Genomic DNA, 17,596 nt, shown 5'->3' with positions numbered 1-17,596 from the left:
TTGAATGTCAGACGCTTGATGCTCCAGTCCTCCAGGAAACAGTCGCTTTTCGGTGTTACCGAGTTGGCTCCGCGTGTGTGTGAAGTGGATATTGTGGGCAGCATGCAGTCTTTCGAGCTGCACCACCTGGAGAGAATAACAGATGGTGACGGGGTCTATGACGTTGACAATCTCCGAGTCAATACTCCTAGAAATCACATCGATCTACACAGGAAGGAGACGTAGCGCATGGCTAAGTATGGCGTGCTGAAGGAAAGCTTCTCGGACTACACGGAGGCTGAATTTATCCAACTCCTAGAGGACCTGTTCAGGGAAGATGCATCGGAGTCGGATGAACTGGCGGATGTGTTGCTCCTGCACTTCAGAAAAGTGAGCCAGCATCCCGCAGGTTCCGACCTTATCTACTACCCCGAGGATGGTGCAGATACTTCGGCAGAAGGGATAACTCGCACGGTGAAGGAGTGGCGTACCGCCAATGGATTGCCGGGATTCAAAGCGGGTTGACCCGGCCAGGGTAGGATCGATGCAGATTCTAAAGTGCCTACTTCGCTAAACGAGCCTCGCCGTCAAGCAGGGGCTGAGGGTCAGACGTTCGGCGCTCCGGCCCTCCAGGGAACAGTCGCTTTTCGGTGTCGTCGATTAGCGCCGAAACTGCCCGACGGCAGTGCCGTCGCTGATGACAGCAGTAAGCCCAGCGTCCGAATATGGGAAACCACTCTCTTTGGACAAGGGCCTGATCCCACGCCGATACCTGCCATCCGAGCGGGAATGATCGGCTCAACAGCGTCAGCAAAATGAACTGCGTGCGCCGGTAAGGCCTGCCTCATGCAGGCCCTTTCCTTTCAGCCGACGCGGGCGAAGCTTTCCGGGCGGTTCAGCACGCAGCGGATGCCGCCGGGCAGGCCCATGCTCGCCACGCACTGGTTGCAGTGGTTGCAGCCGTTCTCGTAGTCGTCGCCGCGGGTACGCACGTGGCGCGGCAGGTCCGGGTCGCGCAGCAGCGCGCGGCCCAGGGCGACGAAGTCGAAGCCTTCCTGCATGGCCCGTTGCAGGCTGTCGCGGCTGCTCACCCCGCCCAGGTACACCAGCGGCATGTCGGTGGCCTGGCGCACCTGCCGGGCCTGGTCGAGGAAGTACATCTCGGCGTAGGGCGTGCTGGCGAACAGGCGCCCGCCGAACCACTTCATCGCGGTGCGTTGCAACGGATTGCGCTCCAGCGGCAGCATCTGCTGCAGCGGGCTCTCGCCACGGAACAGGTACATCGGCGAGCGACTGGTGAAGCCGCCGCTCATCACCAGCGCGTTAAGCCCGTGCTCGCCCAGGCGGCGCGCCGCGTAGCACGACTCGTCGATCTCCAGGCCGCCGGCGAAGCCGTCGCTGAGGTTGAGCTTGGCGAGGATCGGGAAGTCGTCGCCAACCGCTTCGCGCACCGCCGCCAGCACCTCCAGGGGCAGGCGCAGGCGGTTGTCCAGGCTGCCGCCGTAGGCGTCGCTGCGGCGGTTGGTGGCCGGCGAGATGAACTGGCTGAGCAGGTAGCCGTGGCCCATGTGGATTTCGATGGCGTCGAACCCGGCGCGCTTCACGAAGGCGGCGGCGGCGCGGTATTCGTCGAGGGTCTTGCGGATGTCGGCGCTGCCCATGGCGCCGGCGAACGGCACCCCGGAGAACAGCCCGTACTGGTTCACGCAGGCGCTGGGGCCGCGCGGGCGCGGGATGTTCAGCGGCCGGGTGCGGCTGAAGAAACCGCAGTGCGCCAGCTGCGCCGAGACCGCCCCGCCCTCGCGGTGAACCGCCGCCGTCAGGTGGCGCAACTGGGCGAACACGCCCTCGTGCATCCACATCTGGTCGGCGAAGGTCAGGCCGTCCGGCGACACCCCGCAGTAGGCCACGGTGCTCAGGCCAACGCCGCCACGGGCCATGCGCGCGTGGTGCTCGGCGAGGTCGGCGCCGGGCACCCCGCCGGGGCACATGCCTTCGAAGGTGGCGGTCTTGATCAGCCGGTTGCGCAGCTCCAGGCCCGCCAGGCGGGTGGGGTTCAACGCCTTGTCCAACGCGTCTTGCGGGGTCATCTCAAGCCTCCTGTGCGGTGACGGGGACGAATTCGGTGACTTCCAGCTCGAAACCGGCGACCGCCTTGTAGGCCACCGGGAAACTCATCAGGCGCATGCGCCGCACGCCGAGGTCGCGGAGAATCTGCGCGCCGACGCCGAGGGTGCGTTGCGGGAAGCTCGGCGGCCGCGTGCGCGGCCCCTGGGCCAACTGGTCGAGGATGGCGGCGGCGCTCTCCTGCTGCGCCAGCAGCACCAGCACGCCGCGCCCTTCGGCGGCGATGCGCTCCAGCGAGCGGTCCAGGTTCCATTGCTGCGGCCCGCGCGGCGGCTCGCCGGCGAGCAGGTCGCGCAGGGTCTCCACCGCCTGCACGCGGACCAGCACCGGCTGCGCCGGGTCGATCTCGCCGCGTACCAGGGCCAGGTGCAGCGTGTCCTTGAAGGCGTCGTGGTAGGCGCACACGCGGAACCCGCCGTGACGGGTGTCGATGCGGTACTCGGCGCTGCGGGCGATGGTGCCCTCGTGGAGGATGCGGTGATGGATCAGCTCGGCGATGCCGCCCAGGCGCAGGCCATGGCGCGCGGCGAAGGCGCGCAGGCTGTCGCCACGGGCGCTCTCGCCGTCCTCGTCGAGGATGCCGGCGAGCAGTGCCGCCGGTTGCAGCCCGGCCAGGCGCGCCAGGTCGCAGGCCGCCTCGGCGTGCCCGGCGCGGCTCATCACCCCGCCCGGCAGCGCGCGCAGCGGGAACACGTGGCCGGGGCTGACCAGGTCCGCCGGGCCGCTGGCCGGGTCCACCGCCACGCGCACGGTGCGCGCCCGGTCGGCGGCGGAAATCCCGGTGCTGATGCCCTGGGTGGCCTCGATCGAGACCATGAAGCCCATGTTGTCGGAGCGGCCGTCTGCGCGGCTGGCGGCGGGCATCGGCTGCAGGCCGAGGGCGCGGCAGCGCTCGTCGGTGAGCGCCAGGCAGATCAGCCCACGGGCCTCGCGGGCGAAGAAGTTCAGCGCGGCGTCGTCGACGAACTCGGCGGCCTGCAACAGCATGCCGTCACCGCCCTCGTCCTCGCCATCGACCAGCACCACCGGCTGGCCACGGCGCAACGCTTCTATCAATTGCAGCGGACTGTCCAGGGCCATGGGCGCCTCCTCAGGCCAGGGTGTCGCGCAGCCAGGCGGCGGCGTCGCCCAGGTACTGCTCGGCGCGCGGCGCGTGGGGCGCGAAGCTGGCGAAGCCGTGCAGCATGCCCTCGGCGCGCACCAGGCGCACCTCGGCGCCGGCGGCGCGGGCGCGTTCGGCGAAGGCCTCGCCCTCGTCGCGCAGCGGGTCGTGGGAGGCGCTCAGCAGCAGGGTCGGCGGCAGCGCGCCGAGGTCGTCGGCGTACAGCGGCGAGGCCAGGGTGTCCAGCGGCGCCGGCCACTGGCCCAGGTACTGGCGCCAGAACCACTGCATCATTTCCGCTTCGAGGAAGTGGCCCTTGGCGAATTCACGGTAGGAGGCGCTCTCGCAGCCCTGGTCGGTCACCGGATAGAGCAGGCACAGCGCCCGCGGGCGCGGCCCGCCGCGCTGATGCAGCAGGCGCGCGGCGGCGATCGCCAGGTTGCCGCCGGCGCTGTCGCCGGCCAGGGCCAGGCGCCGGGCGTCGACGCCCAGCTCGGCGGCGCGCCCGACCAGCTCGACGCAGGCCCGCTGACAATCCTCCGGCGCCGCCGGGAACGGCGCTTCCGGCGCCAGCCGGTAGGCCACCGAGACCACCGCCGCGCTGCTGCCCAGGGCCAGGCGCCGGCACAGGTCGTCGTGGGTGTCGAGGGTGCCGGCGACGAAGCCGCCACCGTGGAAGAAGATCACCAGCGGCAGGTCGGCGGCGGCGCTCGGCCGGTACAGCCGTGCCGCCAGGCCGTCGGCCAGGCGCAGTTCACAGACCTCGGCCAGCGCCAGCGGCGCGCCGGCGGCCAGGCCCTGGTCGGCGAAGCCCCGGTAGCTGGCGGCGTCGAGTTGACTGAAGTCCAGGGCGAAGGCCCCGGCGAACTGGTCGAGGATGGCTTGCAGGTGCGGATCGAGGGCCATGGGGCGTTCCTTCATACGTCGGCCAGTTGGAAGACCGGGTTGGTCTCGTCGAGGATGCTTTGCGTGCGCGCCCGCAGCGCCGGCTTGAAGTCCGGGTGCGGGAGTATCCAGAAACGCTTCTCGGCGATGGCCTGGAACACCACGGCGGCCAGCTCGGCGGCCGGCATGCCCTGGCGGATGCTCTGTTCCAGCGCCGCCCCCAGCGCCGCGCCGGCGCCCGCCCCGGCTTCGTCCGAGGCCATGATGCGGCTGGCCACCGGGCCCGGGCAGAGCACCGAGACGCCGATCGGCGCGCCGAGCGCCGCCATCTCGTGGTGCAGCACCTCGGACAGCGCCACCAGCGCCTGCTTGGTCACCGTGTAGGCGGCGAGGAAGGGGCTGGCCAGCAGCCCGGCGAGCGACGCGGTGTTGATCACGTGGGCCGGGCGGCCCTGGGCGAGCAGGGTCGGCACGAAGGCGCGCAGGCCGTTGATCGCACCGAGCAGGTTGATGTCGAGCATGCGCCGCCACTGCGCCTCGCTCAGCTCCCAGCTGGCGCCGGTCTGCATCACCCCGGCGTTGTTGAACAGCAGGTCGACGCCGCCGAAACGCGCCAGGCTGGCGTCGCGCAGTGCCTCGACATCGGCCGCGCTGGCCACGTCGGTGACCCGCGCCAGCACCTCGCAACCGCGCGCCCGCAGTTGCCCGGCCAGTTCCTCCAGGCCGGCGCCGTCGCGGTCCGCCAGGACCAGGCGCAGGCCGAGGCCCGCCGCGTGTTCGGCCAGGCCACGGCCAATGCCGCTGGCCGCGCCGGTAATGACCGCCACGCGGCCGGCTTGCTGCTCGCTCATCTGTGCACCCTTTTGTCGTTGTTGTGGGTTCGGCTGCCGGCGTTATCGCGAAAACCCAGGCTGCGGGCATCGTCCACCCGGACTAGGGCGCCCTCCTCGTCCGTTCAGACGATGCCGCGACCGCTCTGGCTTGCAGAATCCACCTGAGGCTCCTGCCGCCCCCACCCTCTGCCTGCGGCAACCTGATGGGAGAACAACAACAATGAGTACGCTGCACCGAATCGAAGTCCGCCCCGTCGAGGATCGCTACGCGCGCGGCTGGCACTGCCTGGGCCTGGCCAGCCAGTACCGCGACGGCAAGGCGCACCGCCTGGACGTCTTCGGCACCCGCCTGGTGGCCTTCCAGGGCGAGGACGGCGAACTGCACATCCTCGACGGCTACTGCCCGCACATGGGCGCCGACCTCAGCGACGGCTGCGTCGAAGGCAACGCCCTGCGCTGCCCGTTCCACGAATGGCGCTGGGGCGCCGATGGCGTCTGCGACGATATCCCCTACGCCAAGCGCATCCCGCCACGGGCGAAGATCAAGTCGTGGCCGGTGGCGGTGCAGAACCACCTGCTGTTCGTCTGGAACGACCCGGAGGGCAACCCGCCGATCGCCGAGCAGGCCATCCCGCGCCTCGACGCCTGCTACGACGAAGCCTGGGCCGAGTGGGAAGTGGCCGAGCTGAAGATCGACACCAACTGCCGGGAACTGGTGGATAACGTCTCCGACATGGCGCACTTCGACAGCGTGCACAAGGCACCCATCGACGAGTTCAGCAACCACTTCGAAGGGCACATGGCGACCCAGGTGATGCGTGGCCGCAGCGCCCGGTTGTCCGGCGACAGCGAGCTGCGCACGGTGGCCACCTACTACGGCCCGGCCTACCAGATCACCGAGATGACCGGGGCGATGGACGGCCAGCCGATCCACTCGATCCTGCTCAACTGCCACGTGCCCATCGACCAGCACAGCTTCACCCTGCGCTACGGCGTGCTGGTGCAGAAGGTGCCGGGGCTCACCGCCGAGCAGAACCGCGCCATGGCCCAGGCCTACGTCGAGCAGGCGCGCCTGGCGTTCTACGAGGACGTGGCCATCTGGCACAGCAAGACCCGCGTCGACAACCCGCTGCTGTGCGACGGCGACGGCCCGGTGTACCAGCTGCGCAAGTGGTACGAACAGTTCTACACCGACGTCGCCGAGCTGCCCGCCGGCATCGCCGAGCGCAAGGATTTCATCGTCCGCAACCGCCAGGCCGAACCGGCCTGAACCACCCGTCCCCGGCCTTGCGGGGACGGATTGCCTTTTGCGGAGGGCGCCGCGTACTCTCAGCGGCGCGCTCCAGAACAACAATAAGAAAACGGTTCACTCGATGGCACAGTCGCTCACGCTCGACCAGTTCAGCGGGATGCTCGGCAATCTCTACCAGGGCCCCCTGGAGAGCACGCCCTGGCAGTCCTTCCTCAACCAGCTCAACCAGTTCCTCGACGCCAAGTACGTCACCTTCATCCTGCGGCCGCCCAGCGACCAGAGCGAAGGCCTGATGGTCAACACCAACGGCAGCGACGCCGCCGTGGTGGCCTCCTACAACCAGTACTATTTCAACCTCGACCCCTTCGTCGACCTGCCCAGCGGCCAGGTGGTGACCCTGGAGGAGTTCGTCGCCCGCCAGGACTGGCTGAACTCCGAGTTCTACAAGAACTTCCTGGAACCGGTGGGGGTGTTCCACATCCTCGGCGCCGACATCCGCACCAGCGACGGCGCGCTGTGCCGCATCCGCGTCAGCCGCGGCGTCGAGTCGCCGGGCTTCAGCGATTCCGACAAGGCCCTGCTGGCGCACTTCGTGCCGCACCTGGAACGCTCGGTGGCGCTGCACACGCAGATCAACCGCATCGAGAGCGAGCGCAACCTCTACGCCGGCGCGGTGGACCAGTTCGCCGTCGGCACCATCATCCTCGACGAGGCCGGCAAGATCCTGCAGACCAACCAGGTGGCCGAACACCTGCTGCGCGAGAAGGACGGGCTGAAGATCAGCGGCGACAACCTGCAGGTCGGCACCCCGCGCGACTGCCAGGAATTCCGCCGCCTGGTGAAACAGGCGCTGGCCTCGCAGAAGGGCGCGCAGCCCTCGGTGGTCGAGGCGATGCGCGTGCAACGCCCGTCCGGCCGCTCCGACCTGGGCATCATCGTGCGCTCGGTGCCGCTGAGCGAATGGAACGAAGGCAAGCACTGCCCCTCGGTGGTGATCTTCGTCAGCGACCCGGAGCAGGAGTCCCGCGCGCCCCAGGAAATCGTCAAGGCGCTGTTCGACCTGACCCCGGCCGAAGCCCAGCTGGCCATGCTGCTGGCCAACGGCCTGACCCTCGACGAAGCCTCGGAGGAGCTGGGCATCAGCCGCAACACGGCGCGCGCGCACCTGCGCTCGACCTTCTCCAAGACCGGTGTGACCCGGCAGACCATGCTGGTGCGCCTGATCCTGCGCAGCGTGGCCACCCTCGGCTAGTCCGAGCGGACGATTTGCCCTATCGCTACGGCGGTTAGCGTGGTTCCACTGCCAACCGCCCGGCGAGGCCCACCGCCATGTCGAAAACCGCTCCGCTTCTGATCGCACTCATCTTCGGCGCCAGCGTCGCCGGCGCCCACCTCATGCTGCTGGTGCACGAACAGGCCGAGCAGTTGACGATGCTCAACGCCCGCCTCAGCGCCGGCCTGCCCTGCGTGCCCGGCGCCGGTCCACGCCTGTGGCCCTGAGACGGCGGTTCGAGCGCTACTTGGCGAACAGCTGGCCGATGTCCTTGAACGCCTTGAACTCCAGGGCGTTGCCGCAGGGGTCGAAGAGGAACAGGGTGGCCTGCTCGCCGACCTGCCCCTTGAAGCGCACGTAGGGTTCGATCACGAAGGCCACGCCGAGGCCGCGCAGGCGCTCGGCCAGGGCCTCCCACTGCGCCCACTCCAGCACCACGCCGAAATGCGGCACCGGCACGTCGTGGCCGTCCACCGGGTTGCTCTGCGCACTCTCCTGGGCAGCGGTCTTCGGCTGCTCGTGGATCACCAGCTGGTGGCCGAAGAAATCGAAGTCCACCCACTGCGCGCTGGAGCGGCCCTCGGCGAGGCCGAACACTTCGCCGTAGAAGCGCCGGGCGGCGGCCAGGTCGTAGACGGGAATAGCGAGATGGAAGGGGCTGAGGCTCATCGGCGGCTCCTGGGTTTGCCGGGCTGACCCACTCAGCCTAGGCCGCGCCGGCGCCCAGGGAAATACCTCCCTCCACTGCACCGCCGGTAGATTCGACGGAACCCGGCCGGCCCGGTCGCGGGTCTATCCTCAACCCATGCGCTTTCGCAACGGACGAGGAGACAGCCATGAGCGACCATCCATCGTCACCCGCCGGCCCCGACTTCCGCCTCGGCGTACCCCTGGCGGACATTCCCGAAGACCGCCCGCTGGTCGGCCACATCGATGGCGAGGCGGCGCTGCTGGTGCGCCAGGGCGAGCGGCTCCACGCGCTGGGCGCCAGCTGCCCGCACTACGGCGCGCCGCTGGCCGAGGGCCTGATCGTCGGCGACAGCCTGCGCTGCCCCTGGCACCACGCCTGCTTCCGCCTGCACGACGGCAAGCTGCTGGGCCCGCCGGCACTCGACGACCTGCCCTGCTGGGAAGTGCAATGCCGCGACGGCAAGGCCTACGTCGGCGCCGCGCTGCCGCCTCCGGTCGCCGGGCCGACGCACATCCAGGTGCCGAAATCCGTGCTGATCGTCGGTGGCGGCGCCGCCGGCAACGCCGCGGCCCTGACCTTGCGCCACGAAGGCTACGAAGGCGCGGTCACCCTGCTGAGCGCCGACGCCACCGCGCCCTACGACCGGCCCAACCTGTCCAAGGACTACCTGGCCGGCAGCGCCGAACCCGGCTGGCTGCCCCTGCGCTCGAAGGCGTTCTACGCCGGGCACAGCATCGGCCTGCGCACCGGCGTGCGCGTGGAGCGCATCGACCCCGCCGCCAGGACCCTGACCCTCGCCGGCGGCGAACGCCTCGACTACGGCGCGCTGATCCTCGCCACCGGCTCGACGGCGGCGCGCCTGCAGGTGCCCGGCGCCGAGCTGCCCCACGTCCACACGCTGCGCAGCCTGGCCGACTGCGACGCGCTCATCGCCGCCTGCGCTGGAGCGCGCCGCTGCGTGCTGGTCGGCGCCGGCTTCATCGGTCTGGAAGCGGCGGCGTCGCTACGCTCGCGCGGATTGGAGGTGCAGGTGGTGGCGCCCTCGCCGCCCTTGCGGCGGGTCCTCGGCGAAGCCCTGGGCGGCATGCTCCAGGCGCTGCATGAACAGCACGGCGTGGTCTTCCACATCGGCGCCGAGGTACAGGCCATCGAGCCCGGGCAGGTGCGCCTCGCCGACGGCCGGATACTGCCCGCCGACCTGGTGCTGGTGGGCGTCGGCGCCCGACCCGAACTGGGCCTGGCCGAAGCCGCCGGCCTGCGCCTGGACAAGGGCGTGCTGGTCGACGCCTGGCTGCGCTGCAGCGCCCCGGATATCTACGCGGTGGGCGACATCGCCCGCTGGCCGGACGCCCGCAGCGGCGCGGCGATCCGCGTCGAGCACTGGGCGGTGGCCGAACGCCAGGGCGTGGTCGCGGCACTGAACATCCTCGGCCGCCAGCAGCGCTATACGGCGGTACCGTTCTTCTGGACCCAGCAGTACGACATCGGCATCAACTACGTGGGCCATGCCGAGCAGTGGGACCGCGTCGACATCGACGGCGACCCGGCCCGCCACGACTGCCGGGTCAGCTACTGGCTGGACGGCAGGCGACTGGCCGTGGCCACCGTCGGGCGCGATCTGGAGAGCCTGCGGGCGGAGGCCGACTTCGAGGCGCAACGTCCTGCCTGAAACACCGATATCGGGCCCCTCCCTGACTTAAGGCAAGGGCCCGATGCCGGTGGACTGGCGAGAATAGCCAGGGGCTACCAAGCTTCTGGCAGCCCGCCACTCCGCGTCCGGTAGGAAAATGCAGCTGTTCAAACCCTCTCGTGTCTTCGTGGTGATGATGCTCCTGGCCATCGGCCTGTCCCTGATCGCCGGCTGGCAGATGCTGACCATGCGCCGCGACGCCCTGGCGTTCGCCGACGCCAGCGGCAGCAACACCCTGCGCCTGGTGGAACGCGACCTGCGCCGCGACCTGGACATGCACGCCCAGTCGCTGCTGACCATCAGCAACATGATCCGCGAGACCGGCCTGGACGACCTGGACAGCGCCGCCCTGCGCGTCCTCGTCGAAGGCCACGAGGCCAGCTCGGAGGACATGGGCACCATCATCGTCACCGACCGCTACGGCCAACTGGTGGAAGACCTCAACCACGGCGGCGAATCCCAGCATGACCTGTCCATGCGCGAATACTTCCGGGTGCACGCCCAGGGCGACCGCGAGCTGCAGCTGAGCCACCCGTTCGTGCCGTCCTACCGCAAGCCCTCGCTGACCATCGCCCTGAGCCGCAGCCTGATCGACCGTGACGGCAGCTTCATGGGCGTGGTCGCCGCCCTCAAGGACCTGCGCCAGTTCGACCGCTACATCCAGGACCTCAACCTGGCCGACGGCGACATCGTCACCCTACGCCTGCTGGACGGTACGACGCTGGCGCAATGGCCGGTCGACCGGCGCAAGCGCAGCGACAGCGAGCGCGAGGCCTTCAAGGCTTTCGTCGCCAGCGGCGAACGCGAGCGGGTGCACGACTCCAGCGACCCGCAGCACCCCTACTGGCAGGGGCTGCGCCGGGTCGGCGACTACCCGCTGGTGGTCAACGTGGAGCGCGCCCACAAGAACCTGTTCCAGGGCTGGTTCGGTCGCACGCTGGTCACCAGCGGCCTGCTGATCGCCTTCAACCTGGCCACCGTTGGCCTGGCCTTCGGCCTCACCCGCCATCTGCACCGCCGCGACCAGGCCGAAAACCGCCTGCGCGACGAAGCCAGCACCGACGCCCTGACCGGCCTGCAGAACCGCCGCTGGTTCGACCAGGCGGCCCGCCGCGAATGGCACCGCCACCTGCGCGGCGGCGGCCAGCTGGCGGTGCTGATGCTGGATATCGACCAGTTCAAGCTCTACAACGACCACTACGGCCACCCCACCGGCGACACCGCCCTGGCCGCGGTCGCCGAACAGGTGCGCCTGGGCTGCCGGCGCGACGAAGACGGCGCGGCGCGCTACGGCGGCGAGGAATTCGTGGTCATCCTGCCCAACTGCGACCTGACCGGCGCCCTCACCGTGGCCGAGAACATCCGCGCCGGCATCGAGAACGCCGCGCTGCCGCACGCCATGGGCAAGTTCGGCGTGGTCACCGTCAGCATCGGCGCCGCCAGCACCTCCAGCGGCCCGGTGGAAAGCGTCGAGGCGCTGGTCGCCCAGGCCGACGCCAGCCTCTACAAGGCCAAGGAAAACGGCCGCAACCGCGTGGAAAGCGGAGCCGCCCCGACCCGCTGACATACAACTGTCGGCCCGGCTATGCGACAATGGCGGCAATTTCCGGCATGAATCCCGCATCGAACGCCTGGCGGCAGGGCCACCGCGCCCCGCCGCCGCCCTCCGCCTTCGCCCGCTGAACGCCCCACGGCGCTCGCGGGAGCGAGCCCGAAACTGGAATCGGATTGCTACCGAACCACCGCCTGCCAGGCCCGGTGGCTCGTCACTTATTGATAGGTAAAGCCCTTGATCTCCACCGCTAACATCACCATGCAGTTCGGCGCCAAGCCGCTGTTCGAAAACGTTTCCGTCAAGTTCGGCAACGGCAACCGCTATGGCCTGATCGGCGCCAACGGCTGCGGCAAGTCGACCTTCATGAAGATCCTCGGCGGCGAGCTGGAGCCCTCCAGCGGCCAGGTCATGCTGGAAAACGGCGTGCGCCTGGGCAAGCTGCGCCAGGACCAGTTCGCCTATGAGGACTTCTCGGTGATCGACACCGTGATCATGGGCCACGAGGAACTGTGGAAGGTCAAGGCCGAGCGCGATCGCATCTACGCCCTGCCGGAAATGACCGAGGACGACGGCATGGCCGTGGCCGAGCTGGAAGTGCAGTTCGCCGAGTTCGACGGCTACACCGCCGAGTCCCGCGCCGGCGAGCTGCTGCTGGGCCTGGGCATTCCCCTGGAACAGCACTTCGGCCCGATGAGCGCCGTGGCCCCGGGCTGGAAGCTGCGCGTGCTGCTGGCCCAGGCGCTGTTCTCGGACCCGGACCTGCTGCTGCTCGACGAACCGACCAACCACCTGGACATCAACACCATCCGCTGGCTGGAAAACATCATCACGGCGCGTAACAGCACCATGATCATCATTTCCCACGACCGTCACTTCCTGAACAGCGTCTGCACCCACATGGCCGACCTGGACTACGGCGAGCTGCGCCTGTTCCCGGGCAACTACGACGAGTACATGACAGCGGCCGAACAGGCCCGCGAGCGCCTGCTGTCGGACAACGCCAAGAAGAAGGCGCAGATCGCCGAACTGCAGACCTTCGTCAGCCGCTTCTCGGCCAACGCCTCCAAGGCCAAGCAGGCCACCAGCCGCGCGCGCCAGATCGACAAGATCCAGCTGGAAGAGGTCAAGCCGTCCAGCCGCGTCAGCCCGTTCATCCGCTTCGAGCAGTACAAGAAGCTGCACCGCCAGGCGGTGACCCTGGAAAAAGTCAGCCAGGGCTTCGACGGCGTGGCGCTGTTCAAGAACCTGAGCCTGCAGGTGGAGGCCGGCGAGCGCATCGCCATCATCGGCCCCAACGGCATCGGCAAGACCACCCTGCTGCGCACCCTGGTCGGCGAAATGGCGCCCACCAGCGGCGAGGTGAAGTGGACCGACAGCGCGGACGTGGGCTACTTCGCCCAGGACCACGCCGAGGACTTCGAGGAGGACTACAACCTGTTCGACTGGATGGCCCAGTGGACCCAGGGCGGCGAGCAGCTGGTGCGCGGCACCCTCGGCCGCATGCTGTTCTCCAACGACGAGATCAAGAAGTCGGTGAAGGTCATCTCCGGTGGTGAACAGGGCCGCATGCTGTTCGGCAAGCTGATCCTGAAAAAGCCCAACGTGCTGGTGATGGACGAGCCGACCAACCACCTGGACATGGAATCCATCGAGGCGCTCAACCTCGCGCTGGAAAACTACCCGGGCACCCTGGTGTTCGTCAGCCACGACCGCGAGTTCGTGTCCTCCCTGGCCACCCGCATCATCGAGCTGTCGGAAAACGGCGTGACCGATTTCAGCGGCACCTACGATGACTACCTGCGCAGCCAGGGCGTGATTGTCTGAAACGCCTAAACTGAAGGGGTGTCGGGGCCGGCACCCCGCTCCGGCCAGCCCGGAGGCCTGCATGGCGCGCCCACTGCTGTTGTTCCTGCTCCTGCTGCTCGGCGGCCTGGCCCAGGCCGCCGACACCCCCACCTGGAACGTCGGCGCGCGGCGCCTGGTGCTGGCCGACCCGCTCACCGGCAAGCCGATCCCGGCCGTGGCCTTCTACCCCACCCGCGCCCAGCCGCGCCTGACCCGTATCGGTGACTACCCGCTGAAGGTCGCGCTCAACGCCCCCGTCGCCCCCGGCCGCTTCCCGCTGCTGGCCACCTCCCACGGCAACAGCGGCTCGCCCCTGGCGCAGCGCGACCTGCTGCTGTCGCTGACACGCAACGGTTTCGTGGTGATCGGTCTGCTGCACCCCGGCGACAACCCCCGCGACCAGAGCCGCCAGGGCGCCCTGAGCAACCTCTACGGCCGCCCGCTGCAGGTCTCCGCGAGCATCAGCGCGGCGCTGGCCGACCCGGCCCTGGGCGCCAGCATCGACGCGCAACGCATCGGCGTCATCGGCTATTCCGCCGGCGGCGAGACGGCGCTGATCCTCGCCGGCGCCACGCCGCGCCCGGAACGCCTGCGCCGCTACTGCCGCGAACGCCCCGACGACGAAGACGCCTGCAACGCCAACGGCGAACTGCGCGCCGACCGCCCGGACCTGCGCGCCCATGCCGACCCACGGGTAGGCGCCCTGCTCCTGCTGGCGCCGCTGAGCCTGATGTTCGGCAGCGACGACCTGGCGGCGGTGACCGTCCCGGTGCTGCTCTACACCGGCGACCGCGACCAGGTGCTGGACCCGGCACGCAACGCCGTGGCCCTGCTGCGCAAGCTGCCGCACCAGCCGGAATACCACGTGGTGCAAGGCGCCGGGCACTTCGTGTTCATGACCCCCTGTTCCGCCGACGAGGAGGCCGAGACCCCGGAACTGTGCGAGGACGCCATCGGCGTCGACCGCCAGGCCATCCACCGCAGCCTCAACGGCGAGGCCGCGCGCTTCTTCGCCAGCCAGCTGCGGGTCGACCCGGTGCAGGCCTCCTGGCGCTGAGGCGCCCTACCATCCATCCATTACAGCGTCATGGCGGGAATTGGCGCGTACTATGCACGATTACCCGGAACCGGCTCGCCGCGCCCGCCAGGTGCGCGCGAAGGCCCATTCCAGAGGCTGCGTTCAGGATGGAGAGCACCATGTTGGGGCGACTCGTCTGTTGCGTTCTGCTACTGATCTTCTCACTCGCGGCCAGCGCCGAGACGCTGAACGTCGGTTTCCATCGCCTGACGCTCGAAGACCCGCTGGACCACAAGCCGATGCGCGCCATCGCCTTCTACCCGACGCGGGCGCAGGTAGCGCCCACCACCATCGGCCTGTTCACCCTGCCGCTGGCCGAGGAAGCCCCGGCGGTGGCCGGGCGCCATCCGCTGCTGGTCATTTCCCACGGTAACGGCGGCACCCCGCTGGCCCTGCGCGACCTGGTGCTGGCCCTGGCCCAGCGCGGTTTCGTGGTGGTGACCCTGGTGCACCCCGGCGACAACCTCCACGACCAGAGCCGCCTGGGCGCCCTGAGCAATCTCTATGGCCGGCCGCTGCAGGTCTCCGAGGCGATCAGCACGGCGCTGGCCGACGAGCGCCTGGCGCCGCTGCTCGACCCGCGCCGCATCGGCGTCATCGGCTACTCCGCCGGCGGCGAGACGGCGCTGATCCTGGCCGGCGCGCAGCCGCGCCTGGAACGCCTGCGCCGCTACTGCACCGAACGCCCGGACGACCGCGACGCCTGCAGCGCCGGCGGCGAACTGCTGGCCGACCGCAACGACCTGACGCCCATGGCCGACCCCCGCGTCGGCGCGGTGATGCTGCTGGCGCCGCTGGGCCTGATGTTCGGCAGCCGCGAGCTGACCGACGTGAAGATCCCGGCGCTGATCTACAGCGGCGACGCCGACCAGGTCCTGGACTGGACCCGCAACGCCGGCGCCCTGGCCCGCAAGCTACCGCGCAGCGCCGACTTCCATGTCGTGCTGGGCGCTGGCCACTTCGTCTTCATGGCGCCCTGCACCGAAGAGGAAACCGCCGCCACCCCGGGCCTGTGCAAGGACGCCGACGGCGTCGACCGGGTGGCCATCCACCGCAACCTGATCAACGACGCCAAGCGCTTCTTCGACGCGCAACTGCAACCGGAAGAGATGCAGGCGATGCTGCGCTGAGCCCCGTAGGAGCGCGCCGCGCGCGCGATTCGCGGGCATGGCCCGCTCCTACGCCCAGCCATAGCGCCGCGCGAACCAGCCCTTCACCGCCTGGGTCAGGCCCATGTAGCCCAGCAGGATCAGCGCCAGCCACGGCCAGTACCCCAACGGCAGCGGCTGCAGGTGGAACGAGCCCGCCAGCGGTCCCATCGGCAGGAAGATCGCCAGCGCACCGATGGCCGCGGTCATCGCCAGCAACGGCCAGGCCGCGCGGCTCTGCAGGAACGGGATGCGCCGGGTGCGGATCATGTGCACCACCAGCAGCTGCGACAGCAGCCCCTCGACGAACCAGCCGGACTGGAACAGCGCCTGGCGCTCCGGCGCGTTGGCGCCGAACACGTGCCAGAGCAGCAGGAAGGTGGCGATGTCGAAGATCGAGCTGAGCGGGCCGAAGAACACCATGAAGCGCCCCAGGCCGTTGGGGTTCCATTGCTGCGGCCGGCTCAGCTGTTCCTCGTCGACACCGTCGAAGGGAATCGCCACCTGGGAAATGTCGTAGAGCAGGTTCTGCACCAGCAGCTGCAGCGGCAGCATCGGCAGGAACGGGATGAAGGCGCTGGCCACCAGCACGCTGAACACGTTGCCGAAGTTCGAGCTGGCGGTCATGCGGATGTACTTGAGCATGTTGGCGAAAGTGCGCCGGCCTTCCACCACGCCCTCCTCCAGCACCATCAGGCTCTTTTCCAGGAGGATCAGGTCGGCCGCCTCCTTGGCGATGTCCACCGCCGAATCCACCGAGATGCCGATGTCCGCGCCGCGCAGCGCCGGGGCGTCGTTGATGCCGTCGCCGAGGAAGCCGACCACGTGTCCGCGCTCGCGCAGCACGCGCACCAGGCGCTCCTTGTGGCTCGGCGTGAGCTTGGCGAACAGCGTGGCGCGCTCGGCCAGCTCGCCCAGCTCGGCGTCGCCGAGTTCGTCCAGCTGCGGGCCGAGCAGCACGCCGCGCACCTCAAGACCAACGTCGCGACAGACCTTCAGGCTTACCCGCTCGTTGTCGCCGGTCAGCACCTTCACCGTCACGCCGTTCGCCGCCAGCGCGCGCAGCGCCGGCGCGGTGGTCTCCTTGGGCGGGTCTAGGAAGGCGATGTAGCCGTCCAGGCACAGCGCCTGCTCGTCGGCCAGGCCGTAGGTGTCGCGGCTGGGCGGCAGCTCGCGGCTGGCCACCGCGACCACCCGCAGGCCGTCGCGGTTGAGCGCCTCGGCCACCGCGCGGATTTCCGCCAGGCGCTCGCCGCTCAGCGCGTCGACGCGTTCGCCCTGGCGCACCGAGGCGCACACGGCCAGCACTTCCTCCAGGGCGCCCTTGCAGATCAGCAGGTGATGGTCGTCGCGCTCGCTGACCACCACCGACATGCGCCGGCGGGCGAAGTCGAAGGGAATCTCGTCGACCTTGCGGTAGCGGCTGTCCACCCGCAGCGCGCGGCGCAGCTCGACATGCTCCAGCACCGCCACGTCGAGCAGGTTCTTCAGCCCGGTCTGGTAGTGGCTGTTGAGGAAGGCCAGCTGCAGCACGCGGTCGTCCACCGCGCCCAGGGCGTCGGTGTGGCGTTCGAGGACGATGCGGTCCTGGGTCAGGGTGCCGGTCTTGTCGGTGCAGAGGATGTCCATCGCACCGAAGTTCTGGATGGCGTCCAGGCGCTTGACGATGACCTTGCGCCGGCTCAGCGCCACGGCGCCCTTGGCCAGGGTCGAGGTGACGATCATCGGCAGCATTTCCGGGGTCAGGCCGACGGCGATGGACAGCGCGAACAGCGCCGCCTGCAGCCAGTCGCCCTTGGTGAAGCCGTTGAGCAACAGGACCAGCGGCGCCATCACCAGCATGAAGCGGATCAACAGCCAGCTGACCTTGTTCACCCCGGCCTGGAAGGCCGTCGGCGCGTGGTCGCTGGCGATCACCCGCTCGGCCAGCGAGCCGAAGTAGGTGCTCGCGCCAGTGCCCACCACCACCGCCTGGGCCGAGCCGCTGACCACCGTGGTGCCCATGAAGCACAGGCTGTCGCGCTCCAGCGGGTTGCCCTGGCGGGCGTCGCGGACCTGGGCGAACTTCTCCAGCGGCAGCGACTCGCCGGTGAGCGCGGCCTGGCTGACGAACAGGTCCTTGGCGCTGATCAGGCGCA

Annotated in this window: 16 protein-coding genes; 10 read left to right on the top strand and 6 right to left on the bottom strand. The window is 69.4% G+C overall.

Annotation, left to right across the window (positions count from 1 at the left end):
• The first annotated feature begins 18 nt into the window (after positions 1 to 18).
• Both P3W75_RS29190 and P3W75_RS29185 read left to right on the top strand, forming a co-directional pair.
• A complete protein-coding gene (locus tag P3W75_RS29190; RefSeq protein ID WP_346429869.1) occupies positions 19 to 225 on the top strand; it encodes a hypothetical protein in 207 nt (68 codons plus the stop codon).
• A 3-nt stretch (positions 226 to 228) separates the two neighbouring features.
• Positions 229 to 504, top strand: a complete 276-nt coding sequence (locus P3W75_RS29185; protein WP_276230807.1) for a bacteriocin immunity protein — start codon at positions 229 to 231, stop codon at positions 502 to 504.
• Between the two features lie 338 nt (positions 505 to 842).
• Here the strand turns inward: P3W75_RS29185 and P3W75_RS29180 are convergent, their stop codons facing one another.
• The 4 genes from P3W75_RS29180 to P3W75_RS29165 are packed head-to-tail and all read right to left on the bottom strand — an operon-like array spanning position 843 to position 4,944.
• Positions 843 to 2,069 (bottom strand): NADH:flavin oxidoreductase, encoded by a 1,227-nt coding sequence (locus P3W75_RS29180; RefSeq protein WP_276230806.1) that lies wholly within the window; start codon positions 2,067 to 2,069, stop codon positions 843 to 845.
• Between the two features lies 1 nt (position 2,070).
• The gene (locus P3W75_RS29175; protein WP_276230805.1) at positions 2,071 to 3,186 is read right to left on the bottom strand and encodes a 3,4-dihydroxy-2-butanone-4-phosphate synthase; all 1,116 of its coding nucleotides are present in this window, start codon (positions 3,184 to 3,186) and stop codon (positions 2,071 to 2,073) included.
• Between the two features lie 10 nt (positions 3,187 to 3,196).
• Entirely contained in the window at positions 3,197 to 4,114 is a 918-nt protein-coding gene (locus P3W75_RS29170; RefSeq protein ID WP_276230804.1) for an alpha/beta hydrolase, read from the bottom strand.
• An 11-nt stretch (positions 4,115 to 4,125) separates the two neighbouring features.
• Entirely contained in the window at positions 4,126 to 4,944 is an 819-nt protein-coding gene (locus P3W75_RS29165) for an SDR family NAD(P)-dependent oxidoreductase (protein ID WP_276230803.1), read from the bottom strand.
• A gap of 202 nt (positions 4,945 to 5,146) precedes the next feature.
• On the opposite strand from P3W75_RS29165, the gene P3W75_RS29160 reads away from it, so the two are divergent.
• From P3W75_RS29160 to P3W75_RS29150, 3 genes are all read left to right on the top strand, one after another.
• Positions 5,147 to 6,196 carry a Rieske 2Fe-2S domain-containing protein gene (locus P3W75_RS29160; protein ID WP_276230802.1) on the top strand — a complete coding sequence of 350 codons (1,050 nt, stop codon included), beginning with the start codon at positions 5,147 to 5,149 and terminating at the stop codon, positions 6,194 to 6,196.
• Positions 6,197 to 6,299: 103 nt separating this feature from the next.
• Entirely contained in the window at positions 6,300 to 7,430 is a 1,131-nt protein-coding gene (locus tag P3W75_RS29155; protein WP_276230801.1) for a helix-turn-helix transcriptional regulator, read from the top strand.
• A 77-nt stretch (positions 7,431 to 7,507) separates the two neighbouring features.
• Positions 7,508 to 7,678 carry a hypothetical protein gene (locus P3W75_RS29150; protein WP_276230800.1) on the top strand — a complete coding sequence of 57 codons (171 nt, stop codon included), beginning with the start codon at positions 7,508 to 7,510 and terminating at the stop codon, positions 7,676 to 7,678.
• 16 nt (positions 7,679 to 7,694) lie between these two features.
• Here the strand turns inward: P3W75_RS29150 and P3W75_RS29145 are convergent, their stop codons facing one another.
• Positions 7,695 to 8,120: a VOC family protein gene (locus tag P3W75_RS29145; RefSeq protein ID WP_276230799.1), complete on the bottom strand. Its 426-nt coding sequence runs from the start codon at positions 8,118 to 8,120 to the stop codon at positions 7,695 to 7,697.
• Between the two features lie 167 nt (positions 8,121 to 8,287).
• Between P3W75_RS29145 and P3W75_RS29140 the strand changes: the two genes are divergently transcribed.
• From P3W75_RS29140 to P3W75_RS29120, 5 genes are all read left to right on the top strand, one after another.
• Positions 8,288 to 9,811, top strand: coding sequence for an FAD-dependent oxidoreductase (locus tag P3W75_RS29140; RefSeq protein WP_276230798.1), 1,524 nt, complete (start codon positions 8,288 to 8,290; stop codon positions 9,809 to 9,811).
• A 118-nt stretch (positions 9,812 to 9,929) separates the two neighbouring features.
• Entirely contained in the window at positions 9,930 to 11,396 is a 1,467-nt protein-coding gene (locus tag P3W75_RS29135) for a sensor domain-containing diguanylate cyclase (protein ID WP_276230797.1), read from the top strand.
• A gap of 225 nt (positions 11,397 to 11,621) precedes the next feature.
• Positions 11,622 to 13,211, top strand: coding sequence for an ABC-F family ATPase (locus P3W75_RS29130; RefSeq protein ID WP_276230796.1), 1,590 nt, complete (start codon positions 11,622 to 11,624; stop codon positions 13,209 to 13,211).
• A 61-nt stretch (positions 13,212 to 13,272) separates the two neighbouring features.
• Positions 13,273 to 14,289: an alpha/beta hydrolase family protein gene (locus P3W75_RS29125; protein WP_276230795.1), complete on the top strand. Its 1,017-nt coding sequence runs from the start codon at positions 13,273 to 13,275 to the stop codon at positions 14,287 to 14,289.
• A 140-nt stretch (positions 14,290 to 14,429) separates the two neighbouring features.
• On the top strand, positions 14,430 to 15,440 hold the full coding sequence (locus tag P3W75_RS29120) for an alpha/beta hydrolase family protein (RefSeq protein ID WP_276230794.1): 1,011 nt from the start codon (positions 14,430 to 14,432) through the stop codon (positions 15,438 to 15,440).
• A 48-nt stretch (positions 15,441 to 15,488) separates the two neighbouring features.
• Here the strand turns inward: P3W75_RS29120 and mgtA are convergent.
• A partial coding sequence (mgtA, locus tag P3W75_RS29115; RefSeq protein WP_276230793.1) for a magnesium-translocating P-type ATPase occupies positions 15,489 to 17,596 on the bottom strand: 2,108 nt, incomplete at its 5' end.

Source organism: Pseudomonas citronellolis (assembly GCF_029335315.1).
Taxonomy (GTDB): Bacteria; Pseudomonadota; Gammaproteobacteria; order Pseudomonadales; family Pseudomonadaceae; genus Pseudomonas; species Pseudomonas citronellolis_A.
The sequence above is the reverse complement of the archived record's forward strand: the minus strand, read 5'-3'. Positions and strand labels throughout refer to the sequence as shown.